Source organism: Phenylobacterium sp. (assembly GCF_030679875.1).
GTDB lineage: Bacteria > Pseudomonadota > Alphaproteobacteria > Caulobacterales > Caulobacteraceae > Phenylobacterium.
The window spans coordinates 406,695-426,598 of the sequence record NZ_JAUXSP010000019.1 but is presented as its reverse complement, the minus strand read 5'-3'; the positions used below and the strand labels follow the sequence as shown (position 1 = coordinate 426,598).

Genomic DNA, 19,904 nt, shown 5'->3' with positions numbered 1-19,904 from the left:
CACGGGTTGACCGCGAGCATAGCTGACCCGCAGGCAATGGGGCGCCTATTTGCGGAAACGCTCGTAAATCCGCTGGGCCAGGGCCTGGCTGACTCCGTCCACCTTGGCCAGATCCTCCACAGACGCCCGCGACACGCCCTTGGCCGAGCCAAAGGCGTGCAGCAGGGCTCGTTTTCGCCCCGGGCCGACGCCTTCGATCTCGTCCAGGGGGTTCTTCTTCATATCGATGGCCCGGCGAACCCGGTGACTGCCGATGGCGAAACGGTGAGCCTCGTCGCGCAGGCGCTGGAGGTAGTAGAGCACCGGCGATTTGGGCTCGAGCATGAAGGGCGTACGCCCGGCCATGAAGAACCGCTCCAGACCTGCGTCCCGGTCCGGCCCCTTGGCGACGCCGACCACGGCGATGTCGTCGACGCCCAGGTCGGCCATGATCTCCAGAGCCGCCGCCAGCTGTCCGGCCCCGCCGTCGATCAGCACCAGATCGGGACGCGGGGCGGCGTCGCCGGCCTCCTCGTCCTTGACCATCCGGGCGAAGCGGCGGCGCAGCACTTCGCGCATCATGCCGTAGTCGTCGCCCGGCGTGAGGTCGGTCCCCTTGATGTTGAACTTGCGATACTGGTTCTTGAGGAAGCCCTCGGGCCCGGCCACAACCATGCCGCCGACGGCGTTGGTCCCCATGATGTGGCTGTTGTCATAGACCTCGATCCGCTCGGGCGGGGCGTCCAGGCCGAAGGCCTCGCAGACCCCGATCAGCAGCTTGGACTGGGCCGAACTCTCGGCCATCCGCCGGCCCAGGGCCTCGCGGGCGTTGGTCAGGGCGTGCTCCACCAGCTGGCGTTTTTCCCCGCGCAGGGGCTGGAGGATCTCCACCTTGCGGCCGGCCTTCAGGGCGAAGGCCTCGCAGAGCAGGTCGCGGTCAGCTGGCTCCACATTGGTGAGGATCAGCTTGGGGATCGGCTTGTCCTCATAGAATTGACCCAGGAAGGCGGCCATGACGTCGGCCGCCTCGTCGCTCTTGTCGACCCGGGGGAAGTAGGCCCGATTGCCCCAGTTCTGGCCGCCGCGGAAGAAGAAGACCTGGACGCAGGCCTGGCCGCCCTCGCCGTGCAGAGCGATGATGTCGCCCTCCTCCAGGCTTTCGGGATTGATCTGCTGTTCCTGGGCCACCGAGGCCAGGGCGCGGATACGGTCGCGCAGGCGGGCGGCGCGCTCGAACTCCATCTCGTCCGAGGCGGTCTGCATCTCGGCCGACAGCTTGGCCATCACCGCGCGGCTCTTGCCTCTCAGGAAGGCCTCGGCCTCGTCCACCAGTGCGTTGTAATCTTCGAGCGACACCAGACCCGTGCAGGGGGCGGCGCAGCGCTTGATCTGATGCAACATGCAGGGCCGGGCCCGGCTGTCATAGACGCTGTCCGAACACGACCGCAGCAGGAAGGCCTTCTGCAGGGTGTTCAGGGTCCGGTTCACCGCCCAGGCGCTGGCGAAGGGGCCGAAATAGTCCCCCTTGATCGAGTGCGCGCCGCGATGCTTGCGCAGCTGGGGGGCGTCATGGTCCCGCCGAATGACGATCTCAGGAAAGCTCTTATCGTCCCGCAAGAGGACGTTGAACCGGGGCTTCAGCTGCTTGATCAGATTGATCTCGAGCAGCAGGGCGTCAGTCTCGGTGCGGGTGGTGACGAACTCCATCGACCGGGTCAGGTCGACCATCAGGGCGATACGCTGGGTGTGAAAGCGGCCCTGGGCGTACTGGGTCACCCGCTTCTTGAGCGAACGAGCCTTGCCCACATAGAGCACCTCCCCATCCTCGCCGACCATGCGATAGACGCCGGGCGCGTCGGGGAGGCGTTTTACGTGATCCTTGATGAGGGCGGCGCCGATGAAGGGCGCGGCGTCGCGTTCAGCCATAGCGCCGATATAGGCGACTCTCTCCGTCAGACCCAGAGGCGCGGCGTTAGCGCGCGGACGAGATTGTTGATGTCTCGGGCCCCGCCCGCTATGGCCCACATGCGCCTGTGGATCGCTTCCCCGGTGAAAAACCTCACCAGAAACGGGGGCATAGCTTTGCTGCAGATCGATTTCAGAGCCTTGTTCGACACCTTGCCGAGTCCGCACATGGTGCTGGACCGCGACCTTTGTTTCGTCGAAGCCAATCTCGCCTATCAGCGCACCACAGAGCGGTCACGGGACGAGCTGATCGGCCGCCACATCTTCGATCTTTTTCCCAATGCGGGTGAGGGCGGGCGACGGCTCCGGGACTCCCTCGAACGGGTTCTGGCGACCGGTCAATCCGACACCCTGGCGCTGATTCCCTACGCTATCCCCCTGCCTGTTTCGTTGGGCGGCGGCTTGGAAATGCGCTTCTGGTCCGCCGTTCACACGCCCCTGTTCGATGACCAGGGCCAGACCGTCTATGTCCTGCAAAACACTGTGGACGTCACTGAGGTCCAGCGCCTGAAGGACATGGCCTTCGGTCCCTCAGGCGCCCCCGTCGAGGCCCCTGTCGAGAGCGCCACCCAACTCTATCAACGCGCCCAGGAGCTCCAGGAGACAAACCTGATCCTGCTTGAAGAGACCAATCAGATCCGAAATCTGTTCATGCAGGCCCCAGGCTTCATGGCCGTGCTGATCGGACCCGACTTTGTCTTCCGGCTGGTGAACAACGCCTATCAGAGCCTCATCGGCCGGCGCGCGGTCATTGGCCGCCCGCTGATTGAAGCCTTGCCGGAACTCGAGGGCCAGGTCTTTCAGAACATCCTTGTCGAGGTCATGCGCACCGGCCAGCCCTATATCGGCCAGGCGGCCAGCGTCATGCTGCAGCGGCAGATTGATCACCCCCCGGAAGAGCGCTTTGTGGACTTCATCTATCAGCCCATCCTGGACGCCCGCGGCGCCCCATGGGGTGTCTTCGTGGAAGGCAGCGACGTCACCGACCGGGTAAGGGCGGAGCGCCAGCAGAAACTGTTGCTCGATGAACTGAACCACCGGGTGAAGAACACCCTGGCCACGGTCCAGGCCATCGCCGCCCAGACCCTGCGCACCACCACGAGCCCGGCGGCTTTTCGGGAATCCTTCGAGGCCCGGCTGCTGGCCCTGTCGGCGACCCATGATCTGCTGACCCAGTCGGTCTGGCAGGGCGCCTCGCTGGAAGAGGTCATCCTGATGGAGCTGCGCCCGCACGGGGTGGAGCGCTATCAGCTGGAAGGGCCGCCCGTTTCCCTGTCCGCCCCCGAAACCCTGACCCTAGGGCTGGTTTTCCATGAGCTGGTGACCAACGCAGCCAAGTACGGGGCGCTGTCCAGCTCGGAGGGCTGTGTCCGCGTTCACTGGCGGCTGCGCGATGAGGGCGCGGGGCCGAGCATCGATCTGACCTGGTCAGAAGAGGGCGGCCCGAAGGTCTCTCAGCCGAGCCGCCAGGGATTCGGGTCTCGGCTGATCGAGCGCAGCCTGCAGGGTGATATTGGCGGCGAAGCCCGGCTGGACTTCGACGAAAACGGTCTGAAGTGCCATCTGCGCCTGCGCCTGCAGACGCAGGGGTCCGGCGAAGCAGCCGCCTGACCCCTGGCGCTAGAGTCGGTAGGCGCCCGCGGCCAGCTTGGTGAACACGGTCTTGGTGACCTTCACATAGCCCTTGTCGGAATCCCTGAAATACATCGGGGTCTTGACCTTGGCCGGATCGAAACCCTCGCTCACCAAGTCGACCTTGCGCTGCTTGAAGGTGCCGGTGGTCTCCATGGCCGGCATCATCCGCAGGAACAGCGGCTGCGCATAGGGCGGCAGCTCACGACCCACATGATCGGCGAACGCCGCCAGATCGAAAGACTCGTCAGTGACCAGGGCGGCCATGCCAGCCCGCCCGTCAGCCCCAGGGACCTCGACCCCATAGACGTTGGCCTCCAGCACCCCAGGCGCCTCGCCCAACCGCGCTGAGACCTCATTGGTGGAAACGTTCTCGCCCTTCCAACGGAAGGTGTCTCCGATCCGGTCGATGAAGTAGAAATAGCCCTCGGCGTCCTGCTGCATCAGGTCGCCGGTGCGGAACCAGGCGTCGCCCTTTTCGAAGACGTCCCGAAGCACTTTCTTGTCGCTCGCGGCCTTGTCCACATAGCCGGTGAACTCGGCCCGGGCGTCGCCGGTAATGCGCCCGAGGCATTCGCCGATCTGCCCGGGGCCGCACTCGACGCAGAAGCCGTCGGGCCCGCGGACGGGGATCTCGTTCTCCACGTCAAACTGGACCAGTCGGAAGTTGAAACGCTTGCGCAGATAGCGCGGCACCCGCCCGATGGCGCCGACCTTCCCGTCGAAGTTGAACATCGACACATTGCCTTCCGTGGAGCCGTAGAACTCCAGGATGTCGGGAATGCGGAACCGGCTCTTGAGCACGGGCCAGACGTCGGGCCGGAGGCCGTTCCCGAAGGCCAGGCGCAGCTTGTGCCGGGTCTCAACCTCGCTCTCGGGATGGTTGACGAGGTAGCGGCACAGCTCGCCGATATAGACGAACATAGTGCAGCCCTCGGTCGAGATGTCCGGCCAGAACTGAGTGGCCGAGAACTTCTTCTTCAGCACCACCGAGCCGCCATTCAGAAGGGCCGCTCCCAGGGCGCAAAGGCCGCCGGTGGCGTGATAGAGCGGCAGCGCCACATAGATCCGGTCGCTCTCTCGAGCGCCTGTGGAACCCGCGAAACCCCGCATGTACAGCTGTGCCCGAACGTGCGTGATGCGGGCGGCCTTGGGCAGGCCAGTCGTGCCGCTGGTATAGATGTAGAGGCAGGTGTCCTGCGCGGTCATCCCCTCGCGCACACCGCAATCAGGGGGCAGTTGGCTGCAGCTCTTCAGCGCCTGGATCAGGTCGCGCTGTTCGTTGCGCGCCTCGCCAAGCACCCACTGCTGGACATGGGTGTCGAGCCCGTCCTTGATCTCTTCGAAGGCCGGGGAGGTTTCCGGGTCGACGATGCAGTGGCTGGCGCCGGAAATGTTGAGACAGTGAGCCAGGGCCGCGCCGGTCAGCTGATTGTTGATCAGGGCGGTGATCACGCCGACCTTGGATAGCCCGTACCAGACGCAAAAGTACTCCAGCCGGTTGGGCATGAAGAGGGCGACCGTTTGACCGCGGCGCAGATTCAGACCCTTGGCCCAATGCGCGTAGCGATTGGCGATGCCGTCCAGCTCGGCATAGGTGACGGTCCGACCTTCGAAGGTCATGGCCGGACGGTCGCGCCACTGATCCACCGCCGCCTGCAGGTCGTCACAGATGAGGTTGGGCGAATCTGGCGCGATGGACTTCACCCGAGTCAGGGTGCGTCGGAGCTTGCGCATAAACCGCAACTCACGTCCTAGCCGGGCTTTCAAACGCATAAGCACCCCCTCAATACGCCTACCTTGGCGGTCGGTTCCGTGGCGGGTCAAGCCGCACCGGGCCTAAAAGATGAACATGCCCTAATTGGCGGCCCTCCCTGCGGCGCGCCCGCGCCCGGAACGTTCGCCAAGCTGCGTCCCGACGCCGCAGGCTCCGCCCTTGTAAGGAATGTCTAAGGGCGTTCTGCGCGATGCTGAGCCGACCGCAGAAGGTGGGAGATCAACATGCTCAAAGGGCTGTTTTCGCAAGGCATGGCCGAGTGGGGCACCGCCAGCCTTGTTTTTGTTTCAGGCGCTATGACCGGCCGGTTGCTGGCGACGGGTATGAACGAGAGCCAGGCGCTCGGCGCCCTCGTCGCCATCCTCGGCTCCCTGACCGCCGCGATCGCGGTCCGCATCTGGCCCGCCGCAGATCCGGTCGAGGCCCGCAGCTCCCGAGATCGCCAGGACTAGACCTGCGTCACCCGACACCCTACTTCATCTAACGTTGATTTGTGGATTGGGAAAGCTTGCCTCTGGAGACCGTCGGGGGACTGGAGCACAGCGAGATGCGTGGCCTCAGCAATCGCAACCTGCTGGCCCCCGCCGTGGCGATCGCCCTGGCGGCGATGGCCGTCTTCGTCCTCAGCCTGGTGCTGTGGAGCCGCGGCGTCGACAGTCGCACCCTCGCACGCGAAGAGGAACTGGTGCGCCAGGGCCTCGTCTCAGCCATCGGCGAGGTCGAAGCCGCCATGGTGACGGAAACCACCTGGGACGAGGTGGTCGACTTTCTCGACAACCGCCGAGACCTCGCCTGGGCCGACGCCAACCTCAATGACTTTTACGCCCTGGGCTTTGAGTTCAGCGAGCTGACGGTCCTCGATCCCCAGGATCAGCTCCTCTACCACCGACGGGGGCGCACCCGCGCCGCCCTGGACGAGGCGACCACCGAGATCTTCGAGGGCCTCCTGGCCGACGTCAGAGCCGCGGAATTGGCGCGCGCCCCCTTGAGCGCCGCGACCGCGCCCTGGGAATCCATGCCTGCGCCGATCCAGGCCAGCGGCTTCGCCGTCGTGGATGGCGGCAATGTCCTGGCCACGGCCACCCTGATCCAGCCGGACACGGGCGTCGCCATGCCTCGCGAGGATCGTGGACTGGTCATGCTCACTGTCCTGCCGGTTCGCGAGGTCTCCATTGATCTCCTCGCAGCGCGCTATCAGCTGAACGATCTGCGCACCGCACTGGGGCAGGATCATCTCAAGCCGGGCGACGCGCAGGTGCGGATGGATGTGCTGGGCTCAGACGCCCCTCTGATCCTGGCCTGGACGCCGCAGAGACCTGGCGCCTTGCTGCTCCGAAACTCCGTCCTGCCGATCTTGGCGGTCCTGCTCACTTTCGGCGCGGTAGGCGCGGTGATGGTCGCCCGAGGCCGCGCGGCCTGGCGGCGACAGATGGAGGCCCAGCGCACCCAGACCGAATTCCTGGCCAACATGAGTCATGAGATCCGCACCCCCCTGAATGGGGTCTGCGCTGTGGCCGCCGCACTGGAATCCACCACGCTCACCCCCGTTCAGCGCAATATGGTGGAGATCATCCGCTCCTCGGGGATCAGCCTGGAGCGGCTGCTGTCGGACCTGCTGGATGTGGCCCGCATGGAGTCCGGCGCCGTCCGCATCAGTTCCGAGGCGTTCAATCTGGCCGAGGCCGCCCGCACCATCGATACGCTGCTGCGCCCTCGGGCCCTGGAGAAGGGGCTGAGCCTCGACCTGGCCATCGCGCCGGAGGCCGAAGCCCGGGTGATGGGCGACCCGGTGCGCTTCAAGCAGGTTCTCGCCAACCTGCTTACCAACGCCATCAAATTCACAGAGACCGGCAGGATCGGCGTCAGCCTTACCCCCCTGCCCGATGGACGCTGGAGGTTGAAGGTGGACGACACCGGCATGGGCTTTGATCCAGCCCGGAAGGCGGAGCTGTTCAAGCGGTTCTCCCAGGGGGACGCCTCCATCGGGCGCCGCTTTGGCGGCATGGGCCTTGGTCTGGCGATCAGCCGGGAGCTGGTGGAGCTGATGGGCGGGGAGATTGACGCCGAGGGGCGCCCTGGCGACGGCGCCAGCTTCTGGGTCGATATTTCACTTCCCCCTGCCGAGGACGCGACGCAGGCCGAGCCGCGTGCGCGGGAGATCCCCGCCAACCGCCCCCTGCGCATCCTGGTGGCCGACGACCATCCGGTGAACCGCCAGGTGGTCGAGGTTCTGCTGGCTGAGTTCGACGTGGAGTTGGTCTTGGCCGAAAACGGGCTGGAGGCCTGCCAAGCCTTTGAGACAGCGCCATTCGACATGGTGCTGATGGACATGCAGATGCCCGTGATGGACGGCCTGACCGCCATTCGAAATATCCGCGCCCGGGAAGACGCCGCCCACAAAGGCCGGACCCCCATCGTCATGCTCACCGCCAACACCTTGCCCGAGCATCAGGCGGCGAGCCTGGCGGCCGGGGCGGACCTTCACATGCCCAAGCCCATTGAGCCCGAGCGCCTGATCGCGGTCCTGCAGAGGGTCGCCGAAGGCCAGGGCCCCGCCGCAGCCTAGTTCGCCGGGCCTCGCTCAAATCAGTGAGGCGGGCTCTCGGATCTCAGAAGCTGGACGACAGGGAGATGAAGCCGCGCAGTCCCTTGTTGGCCCGGGTGGAGGGCTTACGGGTCAAGGGCTTGGCGAGCTCAAAACGCAGGCTCAGCCGTTCCTCAAACACCAACCGGACGCCGGCGCCTGCAGAGGCGAGGTCAATGTCCCCCCAGCCTGGGGCGGCATTGTAGTTCCAGACCTTCGCCCCATCGATGAAGCCGTAGGACTGCACGAAGGTCAGGGGCCGCAGCTGTGGGTCCCAGCCGACCCGGAGCTCGGCCGAGCCTGCAATTCCCCGATCGCCCATGATCTCGGCGTAGTCATAGGCGCGCCCCACCGGAAGTCCGCCCGCCGCGAACTCCTCAGAGGACAACAGAGGGTCAGGAGACCACTGGCCGGACGCAGTGACAAAGAGGCCCGCCTTGGCCCCCAGGTCCCGGTAGTGTGATCCATAGGCGTACAGCTTCCAGAACCGGCCGTCGGCGTCCCAGCGGGTGCGGCCATCCCGAGGCTCGCCGCCGAGACCGCCAAAGCCACGACTGACCTGGACGAACGCCGTGGAGTAGGCGCCGTCGTTCCGGCGCTCCCCCTGGACCGCGACACGGGCCACCGCCAGTTCGTCCACCAGGTCGGCCGTCGTCCAGTTCTGCTCCACCCGTCGCACATCGGCCTGGGCTTGCACCCACAGGGACCTGTCCTGGCGTCGGACTAGGGGCGCGGAAACTCGCAGACTGGCCGACTGGCTCTCATTTCCCAGGGCCGCGGCCAGACCATCGGCATCCCCGTCAGCCTTGGAAGCGGCGACCGCGCCGCGCAGCTGGCCGCCGTCGGGAAGGGGCGCGCCATAGGAGATATCCACCTGAGTGAACCGCGGCGCGGGACCCGGCGTCGTCAGCACCCCCACCCCCAACTGGTCGCCGGAACGCATGGTGGAGTTGACGGCGCCGCGGGCGTAGACCTGCCATGGCCCCGCCTGAGCGCCGCCGCGGTTGTCCACGTAGACCTGCCCCTCAACCCGGCGGAGCTGCGTGGTCACCACCAGCAGGTGTCGGGCCGGATCATCAAAGTCCGGCTCCAGTCGCGCGCTCACCTTGATCCCGGGCAGGTCATTGGCCAGGGCCAGGCGACGGTCGAGATCGGCCAGCTTCAGGGGGCGAATGTCGACGATATCGCTCAGCAGGGCGCCGACCGCAGGCACCGCGTCGCCTTCGAAGGCCACTTCGCCCACATAGCCCTCATAGACGACCAGCCGGGCGTGCCCCTCCGCGCCCACCTGCCGCGGGGTGGCCGCGCGGGCAAGAAAGTAGCCGTCCCTGCGATACTGATCGGTCAGGGCCTGAGCGACTCCGGCCAGGTCTGAAACGCCGATCTCGGTCGCCAGGGCATTGGCGTAAAGGGGCGCAAGATCGCCCTGATGATAGGCGCTCACCCCATCGATCGTCAGTCCCGTCAGTACGAACCGGCCTTCCGCCACCCCTTCAGGCTCCGGGGCCTCTCGGGCCGCATCATTGGCCCGGGCCAGAGCCAGGTCTGCAGGACCGCCGCCAAAGCCTGCGGTCAGTACCGCTGCGACGGAAATCAGGACAGGCGTCGCGCGACGCAGAGCCAAACGCACAGACAACACCAGCCTCGGGATTGTGAGTAGGGTTAGCCAGGGTCCCTCAAGAAGGTGAATGGGGCGCTAACGATATATTTTTGTTCAAATATTAGCCCTCGATTAGCTGTGTCTCACTAGGGTTGAGCTTCGATCCACAGCCGCCGAAGCGCGGTCTGGCGTAGGAAGCTAGAAGATGCATTACGCAAAACGGACCCTGGCGGGCCTCATGGCGACCGCCCTCCTGCTAGGCGCGGGCGCCGCCGCAGCGGCGGAATGGCGACTGACCGAGGTCACGGGCCGCGTACGAGTATCGGTCCCGGGTGAAGATCCCAAGGTCGGCGCGGCGAACCTGACCATCCCCCCCGGCGCGGATATCACCACCGCTGGAGGCGCCCGGGCCGTGCTCACCGATGGCGACAAGCGCATCGTGATCGGCCCCAATAGTCGCATGACCGTCGCGGCGGGCCAGCCGGCCGGCATGACCCGGATCATGCAAGATCTCGGCTCGATCGTCTTTCAGGTGAACAAGCAGGCTCAGCCGCACTTCCGCGTCGACACCCCTCTCCTGGCCGCGGTGGTCAAGGGCACCACCTTCACCGTCGCCGTCGGCGCGGTCAGCGATTCGGTCCATGTGGCCGAAGGGCTGGTGGAGGTCCGCGCCAATGGCGGCGGAATTCCCAACGATATCCCCGCAGGCGTCACGGGTCGCGTGGCGCGTGACCAGCCTGATCAGGTCGGCGTGATCGCCCCCGCGGCCGTGGCGACGCCCGAGCCGGCCGCTCAAATTCTCCCCTCGCTTGACTACACCCAACTATCCGAGGGCGTCGTGGCCGGCCCCGTCGCAGTCCTGGGACGCGAGATGGCCGCAGGGGCGCCAGGCGCACAGGCTGGACCCGACAGTCTCCTTGGAGAAGCGAACAACGGGGGCTCGCCTGGCATGAGCTTGGCGAGCGCCTCCATGGCGGCTGTAGCGCAGTCTGCGGCCCAGTCCACGGCTCCGGCGCCAGCAACCGCCCCGCCGACCAGCAATGGCGACGCCGCCGGCCCCCCGGCGAATGTCCCCGCCGGTCCGGGCTCCAATAACGGAAATGGCGACGGTCCCCCTGCAGGCGTGCCCGCGGGTCCCGGCGCCAATAATGGCAATGGCAATGGCGATGGGCCCCCGGCGAATGTCCCGGCCGGCCCAGGCGTCAATAACGGAAACGGTAATGGTCCCCCTGCAGGCGCGCCCGCGGGTCCCGGCGCCAACAATGGCAATGGCGATGGGCCCCCGGCGAACGTGCCCGCCGGTCCAGGCGCCAATAACGGAAATGGTAACGGCCCCCCTGCAGGCGCGCCCGCGGGTCCCGGCGCCAGCAATGGCAATGGAAATGGGCCACCGGCGAACGTGCCCGCCGGCCCAGGCGCCAATAACGGAAATGGTAACGGGCCCCCTGCAGGCGTGCCCGCGGGTCCCGGCGCCAACAATGGCAATGGCGATGGGCCCCCGGCCAATGTCCCCGCCGGCCCGGGAGCCAATAACGGAAACGGTAATGGCCCCCCTGCGGACGCGCCCGCTGGCCCCGGCGCCAACAACGGCAATGGCAATGGCAATGGCAATGGCGATGGGCCCCCGGCGAACGTCCCTGCCGGCCCGGGAGCCAACAACGGCAATGGCAACGGCGGAGGCCAGGGCCGCCAGCCCTGAATTTGATGCTGAAGCGCCTCACCACGCCCTCGGGGATCGCCCTCGCCCGCTGCCTGGCGACCGTGAGCCTGATTGCGGCTCTGGTCGTGCTGGCCATGACCAGCGGCGTGCTGCGGCCAGTTGAGGACGCTCTGGCCGCTCAGCGGTTCGGACTGATCCAACGTCCGGCCAGCCAGCAGCTGGTGGTGGTGGAGATCGACGCCGCAAGTCTCGCTGCGGCCGATGTCTGGCCGTGGGAGCGGGATCGCTATGCCCAGGCCCTGAGACATCTTGACGACGCGGGCGCCCGTCTCATCGGCTTCGACGTCGACTTCAGCGCTCGGTCGTCAGAGGAGATGGACCGTGTTTTCGCCGAGGCCATCGGCGCGGCGCCCGGGACGGTCATCCTGCCGACCTTCATCCAGCCGGACCGTCGAAACTCTCGGGACGCGCAGATGATTGAGAACGCGCCACTGGCGGAGTTCTCCGAGGACGCCTTGCTGGCCAGCGTCAATGTGATCGTCGACGATGATGGGAAACTCCGGCGATACCTTCGGGGCTTCGCCGCAGATGAGGCCTACCGGCCCACCATGGCCGCCCTGATGGCCGGCGAGCCCCATGGCCGCACGGCGCCCTTCCATATCGACTTTGGTATCCGGCCCCAGACAATACCCACCCTGAGTTTTCAGGATGTCTATGAGAACCGGTTTGACCCGGCCCTCGTCCGTGGGCGCGTGGTCCTGGTCGGGGCGACCGCCCTGGAGCTGGGCGACAATCTGGCCACACCGCGCGACGGCATCCTGCCCGGCGTGTTCGTTCATGCCCTGGCCTATGAGAGTCTGGCCCAGGGAAGAGCCCTCAATGGGCCGCATCCTCTGCTCGTCCTGGTCATTATCCTCGCCGTGGCCCTGGGCCTGCGTCCCAGCCAGAGCGCGATCAATCTTGAGGTTCTGGCCCGTCGCCACATGCTGGTGCTGGCGCTGATCCTCGCGCTGCCGATCATCGTCCAGGCCCTCGGGCCGGCCTTCCTGCCGGTGGCCCCGCTGCTGCTCACCCAGGCGCTCTGCCTGGTCGCCACCATCCGGCAGGAGTTGGCGCGCCGGGGGGAAGACATTGTGCGCGCCCGGGAGGCGGGCCTGCTGCACCTGGCCATGCACGAACCCGAGACAGAACTCCCCAACCGCCGGGCCCTGCTGAGCGAGATCGCGAGGATTCGGCAAGGTGAACCCGGCGCGGTGGCCGTCATCGCCCTCGGCGTCGATCGCTACGCCCAAATGCGGGCGGCCATTGGCTACGGGATGTCCAATGAGGTGGTGCGCGCCATCGCCGCGCGCCTGCTGAGGACCACTCATGCCAGCCGGCTAGGTTATCTCTCCACGGGGGTCCTGGGCCTGGTGGTGCGCCGCGGCGATCTGCCGGCCCTGGAGGCCGAGCTGGCCTGTCTGGAGGCCCTCGAGCCCGCCTACAAGGTGGATGGGGCGCTGGTGGACGCCTTTTTGCGGCTGGGGGTGGCCTATGACTGGAACCCGGCTGAAACCCATGAACGCCTGCTGGAGCAGGCGACCATAGCCCTCGACGAGGCCCAGCGCCTGAACCGGCGGCGGATGATGTTCCAACCGGCGGCCTTCCAGGACCCGACCTTGAATCTCTCGCTGATGAGCGACCTGCGCCAGGGCCTGGCGGACGGCCAGATCTCTTTGCATTACCAACCCAAGCGGGCGGCCAGCGGGGACATCACCGGGGTCGAGGCCCTGATGCGGTGGACTCACCCGACCCGAGGGGCGATCCGACCCGACATCTTCATCCCGGCCGCCGAAGAGACCGGCGCGATCCGGGAGCTGACGGAATGGACCCTCACCCAGGCCCTGGCCGACAGCGCCACCCTGCGCGCCGCCGGGCGGCGGCTGCTGGTCTCGGTCAATGTCTCGGGCCGGGTCCTGGGTGACCTCAGCTTCAGGGAATTTGTGCTGCGCGCCGTCCGGGGCCGAGCCCACGAACTGTGCCTGGAAGTCACAGAAACCGCCGTCATCGAGAACCCACAGGCGGCGATCGAGGCCGTGGCGGCCTTCCGGGCGGCGGGGCTGGCCATCTCGATCGACGACTACGGTGTGGGGCTGTCGTCCCTGTCCTATCTCAAGATCCTGGACGCCGACGAACTCAAGCTCGACCGCACCATCGCCACGGCGGTGGATACAGAACGCGATCGCCTGATCCTGCGCTCGACCATCGAGCTGGCGCACAGCCTCAACATGCGTGTGGTGGCTGAGGGCGTGGAAGACGCGGCCGTGGAGGCCATCCTTCTGAACCTTGGCTGCGATCTCATTCAAGGCTACCTGATCTCGCCCGCCCTGCCTCTGGCCCGCCTGACAGCCTTTCTCGACGCCGCCGCCGCCACGCCCGCCTACGCCGCGGCGTCCTGACGACCCGGACTTGCCTGCCCCAGCCCCGCCGTAGCCTGAATCAGGCGAGGCCGCATCGCCGCATGCGACGATTTGCGGTGTATTATCAACATACTTAACGTGTGCATTGGGGTATCGCGACCCCAACTCGGGGACTGGATCGGCAGTCGAGGACCCTTCGCCCGTATCAGCGACCCTCTCGCACTCGGGGTTCCCAGTTCTACGAAACGCGCAGGGCGCGGCTCGCCTCTTTGACACGCGCTTCACGCTGAATGGAGTCGCCACGCCCCATGAGTTCTGCTTTTGTTCCGGTAGGGAGACGAGCATGGCTGATGGGCGCTCACAGGGGTTTGAAGATCTGGGCTCAGGCGAGTTTGTTGCAAGCCCGAAATGTCGGGCGCGGCATGTCTGGGCCTATTGCGAAGCCGCAGATTGCCGAGGCGTGGCCCCGATAGACGTCACAGTCTGGGGACTTCGGAGCCTGGCTGATGGCGAACTTTCGCGGTTCGAGGCGCGTTTGAGATGCATTTGCGGGGCTAGAAGGGCTCGCCTGTCCCCCGTTGGCCCTGACGCGACATCCCGTCACGTTACCATCTACCCATTTTCGTAGAACGTCATTCTTGCAACTTGTGGGTTACCGACGCTAGGCGGGTGTCGAGGAGCGTTCACAACTTCTCACACTTGAAATATTTTATCTGGCGGACATTCCGTTGGGTAAGCGGCGTGTGAACAAGGAGACCGAATTGACGGAGTCCACCACCAAGAGCCCAGACCCCATGGACACCGCCCTCGGGGCGGCCGTGCGCATCCGCCGCCGGACCATCGGCATGTCTCAGGAGGCTCTGGCGGAACAATGCGGCGTGAGCTTCCAGCAGATCCAGAAGTACGAGAACGGGGCCAATCGCATCTCCTTCTCCCGCCTGGTGCAGATCGCCCGGGCATTGCGCTGCCGGGTGACCGATCTGCTGGATGTGCTGGATACGCCGGATGATGAGCCCAGCGTCGATCTGGACCTGTTGTCGCGGATGCGGACCCCGGGCGCCCTGGAACTGCTGACGGTCTACGAACAGCTTCCGCAGGACGCTCGCACGGCCTTGGTCAGCTTCCTGCGCATCCTGGCGCCCGGCGCGTCAGCTTCGGTTCCTGCTGCGGCGGGCGCACGCAGACGCGAGCCGGCCTGACGACCAAGGCAGAATCGGCCGCCCGTCGGCCATCTGCAAGGGCCGGCTATTCGGCGGCGAGTACGTGGTCCACCAAGGCCTTGGCGTCATCGCCACCCCAGTCCGCCCCGCCGGAAAGTCGGGCTCGTTCGATGCCGTCCGCCCCGTAGATCACGGTGGTGGGCATGCCTGGCGCGGGCGGGACCAGATCGAAGGCAAGCTTCATATTGGGGTCGCTGTAGTAGGCCAGGGGGGCATGCTGGCCGATGAAGGTCCGCGCCTTGTCGACATCGACGGCGCGATCGATGCTGACGGCCAGGACCCGGACAGGCTGGCCCTCATAGTGGGACGCCAGCGCCGCCAGGGTGGGCATTTCCGCCACGCAGGGCGGGCACCAGGTCGCCCAGAGGTTCAGCACCACCACCTCGCCCCGGAAGTCGCCCAACCGCACCGGTTGGCCGTCAGGATCATAGATGGTCGTCACGGGCGCAGGCCGTGGCTCCTTGGGGGTTTGAAGAGCCGCCATCTCCCCCTTGGCGAAGGCCCGGAGGCCACGGCTCGCATCGGGATTGGTGGAAGCCTGGCCGATGATGTAGACCACCGCCGCGACGCCGAAGGCGGCGACGCCCCAGAGGATCCAGCGGAACAGGCTTGGTCCGGGTTTCGCCTCTGATTGACCGTTCATATGACCGACAACGCCTCCAAGACTCCGCAACACAGCGTCCATATGGCGAAGGGCGACGCCCCCGGCCAGGGCCAGGCCATGTGGGGCGGCCGATTTTCAGCCAAGCCCGCCGACCTGATGCAGGCGATCAACGTCTCCATCGGCTTCGACAAGCGGCTGGCGCCACAGGATCTGGCGGGTTCGCGCGCCCATGCAGCCATGCTGAAGGCCCAGGGTGTCATCTCCAGCGACGACGAAGCGTCCATCCAGGGCGGGCTGTCCCGTATCGAGGCGGAGATCGCCGAGGGAACCTTCCCCTTCCGCGACGAATACGAAGACATCCACATGAATGTGGAGGCCCGTCTGCGCGAACTGATCGGTCCGGCGGCCGGGCGGCTGCACACGGCCCGCTCGCGCAATGATCAGGTGGCGCTGGACTTCCGCATGTGGGTCCGCGAGGCCTGCCACCGCACCGCCGAGCAGCTCCAGGCCCTGCAGCGCGCCCTGGTCGCCCAGGCCGAAACCCACGCCGACACCCTGATGCCGGGGTTTACCCACCTGCAGCCGGCCCAGCCGGTGACCTTCGGCCACCATCTGATGGCCTATGTTGAGATGTTCGGCCGCGACGCCTCGCGTTTCACCGATGCAGCGGCCCGGATGAACGAGTGCCCCCTGGGCGCTGCGGCCCTGGCGGGTTCACCCTTCCCTATCGACCGGCACGCCACGGCCAAGGCGTTGGGCTTTGAACGACCCACCGCAAACTCCCTGGACAGCGTCTCGTCCCGCGACTTCGCGCTCGAGGCCCTGGCGGCGGGCGCCATCTGCGCCACGCACCTCTCGAGGCTGGCCGAGGAGATCGTGATCTGGATGACGCCACAGTTCGGCTTCATCTCCCTGTCGGACGCCTTCACCACCGGCTCGTCGATCATGCCGCAGAAGAAGAACCCCGACGCGGCCGAGTTGGTCCGGGCCAAGGCCGGCCGCATGCTGGCGGCCTTCACCCAGCTGGCCGTGGTGATGAAGGGCCTGCCGCTCGCCTATTCGAAGGACATGCAGGAGGACAAGGTCCCGACGTTCGAGGCCTTCGACGTCCTCGACCTGTCGCTCGGCGCCATGACCGGCATGGTCGCCGACCTGACCCCGAACGCCGAGCGCATGGCCGCAGCCGCCGGGGCCGGCTTCTCGACCGCCACGGACCTGGCCGACTGGCTGGTGCGAACCCTGGATATGCCCTTCCGCGACGCCCACCACATCACCGGCGCGGCCGTGAAGCGGGCTGAGCAGTTGGGCTGTGATCTGGCGGGCCTGCCCCTGGACCAGATGAAGGCCCTGGACCCGCGCATCGGCTCTGGCGTTTATGACGTTCTGACACCGGCCGCATCCGTGGCCAGCCGCAAAAGCTATGGCGGCGCCGCCCCCGACCAGGTTCGCGCCCAGGTCGCCCGCTGGAAGGACCTGCTGAAATGACCCTTCGCGCTCCGCTTCTCATGGCCCTGGCCAGCACGCTCGCCCTGGCCGCCTGTGGCAAGGCCGGCGCCCTGGATCGTCCGCCGCCCCTCTGGGGCGATCCGGCGACCGGCGAGGTCGTCGCCCCGCGCCCCTCCGCCAACAAGCCGGTGGACACGGTCGATCCGCGCACCCGGGCCACGAACCCCGCGCCGTCCCGCACCCTGCCCATCGACGGCACCTCGTCCAATCCGAGCTCGTCGGGCCCGCAAGGCGCCCTGCCTGACCCCTACGCCAATCCCCGATGAACCATTTCGAGCTTCGGGACGGCGAGCTCTTCTGTGAGGACGTCCCGCTGTCGGCCATCGCCGAGGCGGTGGGCACGCCGGTCTATGTCTATTCCACCGCCACCTTCGAGCGGCACTACACGGTCCTGCGCGACGCCCTGGAAGCTGAGGGCGTCCGCCAGCCGTTGATCGCCTTCGCGGTGAAGGCCAACTCCAACCTGGCCGTCCTGAGAACCCTTGCCCAGCTTGGCGCCGGGGCGGACACGGTCTCCGAAGGTGAGATCCGACGGGCCTTGGCGGCCGGCGTGCCCCCGGAGCGCATCGTCTTCTCCGGCGTCGGCAAGACCCGGTCTGAGATCGCTTTCGCGCTTGAGGCCGGCGTCTGCGAAATCAACGTCGAGTCCGAGCCCGAGATGCTGGCCATCGCCCAGGTGGCGCAAGGTCTGGGAAAGCGGGCGACCATCGCCTTCCGGGTTAACCCCGACGTGACGGCGGGTGGTCACGCCAAGATCGCCACGGGCAAGTCTGAGAACAAGTTCGGCGTCTCCTTCACCGAGGCGGAGCGACTGTACGCCCAGGCCTCCAACAACGCCTGGCTGAAACCGGTGGGCGTGGCCTGCCACATCGGCAGCCAGATCACCGATCTGGCCCCCATGGCCGAAGCCTTCGCCAAGATGGCCGGCCTCGTCCGACGCCTGAAGGCTGAGGGCCTGAACGTGGAGCGCCTGGATCTGGGCGGGGGGCTTGGCGTGCCCTATTTCAATCAACCCGAGCCGCCGTCGCCGGCTGACTACGCCAAGGTGGTCGCCGAGGCGACCCGCGACCTGGATGTGACCCTGGCCTTCGAGCCTGGCCGGGTGATCGCCGCCAACGCCGGGGTGCTGCTGGCCGAGGTGGTGCATATCCATGAACGGCCAGAGGGACGCCGCTTCCTGGTGCTGGACGCAGCCATGAACGACCTGCTGCGCCCGGCCATGTATGACGCCTATCACGACATCCGCGCCGTGCGGCCCCGGGACGGCGAGGCCAAGACCTATGATGTGGTGGGGCCGGTCTGCGAGACCGGCGACACCTTCACCCGCGACCGGGCCCTGCCCACCTTCGAAGCCGGTGACCTCGTGGCCTTCATGAGCGCCGGGGCCTACGGGGCCTCCATGGCCAGCGAGTACAACAGCCGGCCCCTGGTTCCCGAGGTCATGGTCAAGGGCGGCGACTACGCCGTCGTTCGGCCGCGCCCGACCTATGAGGAAATGCTCGGCCGCGAGACGCCAGCGCCCTGGCTCTGAAGCCTCAGTCCAAGGCGCCTACATAGGGCAGCCCGCGGTACTGGCCGGCGGCGTCCATGCCATAGCCCACGAGGAAGCGCGGCGGGGCGGTCCAGGCGACGAAGTCGGGCTCGATGGCCCGGGGGGTCGGCCAGGGCTTGGTGGCGAAGACGCAGGTCAGCACTTCCGAGGCGCCGGAGTCCCGCACCAGACGCGCGGCCTCGCTCAGCGACAGGCCCGTGTCGATCACATCGTCGACGATCAGGGCGCGACGGCCCTCCAGGGGACGTTGCAGATCGGCGCGCACCTCACATCGCCCAAGACTGGCCCGGGCGTCGCCATAGGAGGCCAGCCACAGGGCGTCAAAACGGACGTGGCGGCCGGCCCTGGCCAGGGCCCGGGTCAGATCGGCGCAGAACCACAGGCCGCCTGTCAGCAGGCAGATGACCACAGTGTCGTCGTCGATGCGTGGCGCGATGGTCTGCGCCAGCGCCTCGACCCGATGGGCGACCTCGGCCTCGTCCAGCAGGACTTCGATGGTCGGTTCACTCATTGCCCGACACCGCAAGCGCCGCGTCCGGCAGGGCGACGGCCTCGATGACTGGGCGCTGGGCGACTTCGGGGAGGGTGGCTTCAGCCGCGCCACGCAGGTCGAGCAGTTCCGTAGGCGCCGAGGGCGGCTCTGCGGCGGCCCGCAGTTCGGCGAAGGTGATCTCCAGGTCGGCGGCCGCGCCAGGGGGATCGATCAGGGCGATGGCGAAGTGGCGAGTCTCGCCAGGCGGAATCACCGGGTCGGCTGGTCGCGCGATCTTGGTGGCCACAGCCACGCCGTTCTTGTCCAGCAATCTGATCTGCAGGGGCGGGGCCGTGATGGTGCGGTCCTCGATATTGCGGATCATGCCGGAGACCGACAGCGCCGCGTAGCCATCCTGCAGGGCGGGCTCGAACTCCACCCCCTCGATGGCCAGGCCAATGCTGTTCACAGGCAGGCCCACACTGGCGAAGGCGCCGGCCGTACTCGGCCACAGGCGAACCACATCAACCCGGAAAACCACGGCGACCACGACCATCAGGGCCAGCGCCGCCGACATGCCGGCCCACACCACGCCAGTGGCGGCGGCCTCGCGAAGGCGGCGCGTATCATCGGCCTTGGCCCGGAAAGCCCGCGGCAGGGCCTCGCCCGAACGGCCGGTCGGTTCGGCGCCAGGATCGGGGGCGGCCTCTAGCGTGGGTTGATCGATCGGCCCCAGGGGGCTATCGGCGGGGGCGGGTGTGGGGCTTGCGACCGGCTCAGGCGCCGTCACAGGCGCTTCGTGGCGGGCCGTCCACCGGTTTCCACAGCTCGCGCACTTCACGACGCGCCCCTGTTGAGGGATCTTTGCGTCGTCCACGAAATAGCTGGTGGAGCAGTCTGGACAGGTCAGTATCATGGCCGCTGTATCGGACCCTCCAGCCCACCGTATCGAGG

At 67.0% G+C, this 19,904-nt stretch carries 15 protein-coding genes; 9 read left to right on the top strand and 6 right to left on the bottom strand.

From position 1 onward, the window contains the following. Positions 1-45: 45 nt before the first annotated feature. Positions 46-1,905 (bottom strand): excinuclease ABC subunit UvrC, encoded by a 1,860-nt coding sequence (gene uvrC / locus Q8K84_RS13165; protein WP_305283144.1) that lies wholly within the window; start codon positions 1,903-1,905, stop codon positions 46-48. Between the two features lie 69 nt (positions 1,906-1,974). Here uvrC and Q8K84_RS13160 point away from each other — a divergent pair, with 69 nt between their 5' ends. Continuing rightward, positions 1,975-3,555 carry a sensor histidine kinase gene (locus Q8K84_RS13160; protein WP_305283143.1) on the top strand — a complete coding sequence of 527 codons (1,581 nt, stop codon included), beginning with the start codon at positions 1,975-1,977 and terminating at the stop codon, positions 3,553-3,555. 9 nt (positions 3,556-3,564) lie between these two features. Here Q8K84_RS13160 and Q8K84_RS13155 read toward each other — a convergent pair whose 3' ends face one another. Then, a complete protein-coding gene (locus Q8K84_RS13155; RefSeq protein WP_305283142.1) occupies positions 3,565-5,352 on the bottom strand; it encodes a long-chain-acyl-CoA synthetase in 1,788 nt (595 codons plus the stop codon). Between the two features lie 225 nt (positions 5,353-5,577). On the opposite strand from Q8K84_RS13155, the gene Q8K84_RS13150 reads away from it, so the two are divergent. Next, a complete protein-coding gene (locus tag Q8K84_RS13150; protein WP_305283141.1) occupies positions 5,578-5,805 on the top strand; it encodes a hypothetical protein in 228 nt (75 codons plus the stop codon). 56 nt (positions 5,806-5,861) lie between these two features. Continuing rightward, a complete protein-coding gene (locus Q8K84_RS13145) occupies positions 5,862-7,919 on the top strand; it encodes an ATP-binding protein (RefSeq protein WP_305283140.1) in 2,058 nt (685 codons plus the stop codon). A 43-nt stretch (positions 7,920-7,962) separates the two neighbouring features. Here Q8K84_RS13145 and Q8K84_RS13140 read toward each other — a convergent pair whose 3' ends face one another. Continuing rightward, the gene (locus Q8K84_RS13140; protein ID WP_305283139.1) at positions 7,963-9,567 is read right to left on the bottom strand and encodes a ShlB/FhaC/HecB family hemolysin secretion/activation protein; all 1,605 of its coding nucleotides are present in this window, start codon (positions 9,565-9,567) and stop codon (positions 7,963-7,965) included. 208 nt (positions 9,568-9,775) lie between these two features. Here Q8K84_RS13140 and Q8K84_RS13135 point away from each other — a divergent pair, with 208 nt between their 5' ends. The 3 genes from Q8K84_RS13135 (at position 9,776) to Q8K84_RS13125 (ending at position 14,795) form a co-directional block, all read left to right on the top strand. Next, positions 9,776-11,236, top strand: coding sequence for a FecR family protein (locus tag Q8K84_RS13135; RefSeq protein ID WP_305283138.1), 1,461 nt, complete (start codon positions 9,776-9,778; stop codon positions 11,234-11,236). A gap of 5 nt (positions 11,237-11,241) precedes the next feature. Next, a complete protein-coding gene (locus tag Q8K84_RS13130) occupies positions 11,242-13,635 on the top strand; it encodes an EAL domain-containing protein (RefSeq protein WP_305283137.1) in 2,394 nt (797 codons plus the stop codon). Positions 13,636-14,357: 722 nt separating this feature from the next. Then, positions 14,358-14,795 (top strand): helix-turn-helix domain-containing protein, encoded by a 438-nt coding sequence (locus tag Q8K84_RS13125; protein ID WP_305283136.1) that lies wholly within the window; start codon positions 14,358-14,360, stop codon positions 14,793-14,795. 46 nt (positions 14,796-14,841) lie between these two features. On the opposite strand, the gene Q8K84_RS13120 is transcribed toward Q8K84_RS13125, so the two are convergent. Beyond that, the gene (locus tag Q8K84_RS13120; RefSeq protein ID WP_305283135.1) at positions 14,842-15,459 is read right to left on the bottom strand and encodes a TlpA disulfide reductase family protein; all 618 of its coding nucleotides are present in this window, start codon (positions 15,457-15,459) and stop codon (positions 14,842-14,844) included. On the opposite strand from Q8K84_RS13120, the gene argH reads away from it, so the two are divergent. From argH to lysA, 3 genes are read left to right on the top strand one after another with little or no spacing between them, the layout of a single operon-like run. Continuing rightward, positions 15,460-16,905 carry an argininosuccinate lyase gene (argH, locus tag Q8K84_RS13115; RefSeq protein WP_305283134.1) on the top strand — a complete coding sequence of 482 codons (1,446 nt, stop codon included), beginning with the start codon at positions 15,460-15,462 and terminating at the stop codon, positions 16,903-16,905. It begins immediately after the preceding gene. Continuing rightward, a complete protein-coding gene (locus Q8K84_RS13110) occupies positions 16,902-17,192 on the top strand; it encodes a hypothetical protein (protein ID WP_305283133.1) in 291 nt (96 codons plus the stop codon). The genes argH and Q8K84_RS13110 overlap by 4 nt, the downstream gene beginning before the upstream one ends. Continuing rightward, on the top strand, positions 17,189-18,457 hold the full coding sequence (lysA, locus tag Q8K84_RS13105) for a diaminopimelate decarboxylase (RefSeq protein WP_305283132.1): 1,269 nt from the start codon (positions 17,189-17,191) through the stop codon (positions 18,455-18,457). Before Q8K84_RS13110 ends, lysA begins: the two co-directional genes overlap by 4 nt. A 4-nt stretch (positions 18,458-18,461) precedes the next feature. Here lysA and Q8K84_RS13100 read toward each other — a convergent pair whose 3' ends face one another. Continuing rightward, on the bottom strand, positions 18,462-18,989 hold the full coding sequence (locus Q8K84_RS13100) for a phosphoribosyltransferase (RefSeq protein ID WP_305283130.1): 528 nt from the start codon (positions 18,987-18,989) through the stop codon (positions 18,462-18,464). After that, positions 18,982-19,866: a DUF3426 domain-containing protein gene (locus Q8K84_RS13095; RefSeq protein WP_305283128.1), complete on the bottom strand. Its 885-nt coding sequence runs from the start codon at positions 19,864-19,866 to the stop codon at positions 18,982-18,984. The genes Q8K84_RS13100 and Q8K84_RS13095 overlap by 8 nt, the downstream gene beginning before the upstream one ends. Positions 19,867-19,904 lie beyond the last annotated feature (38 nt).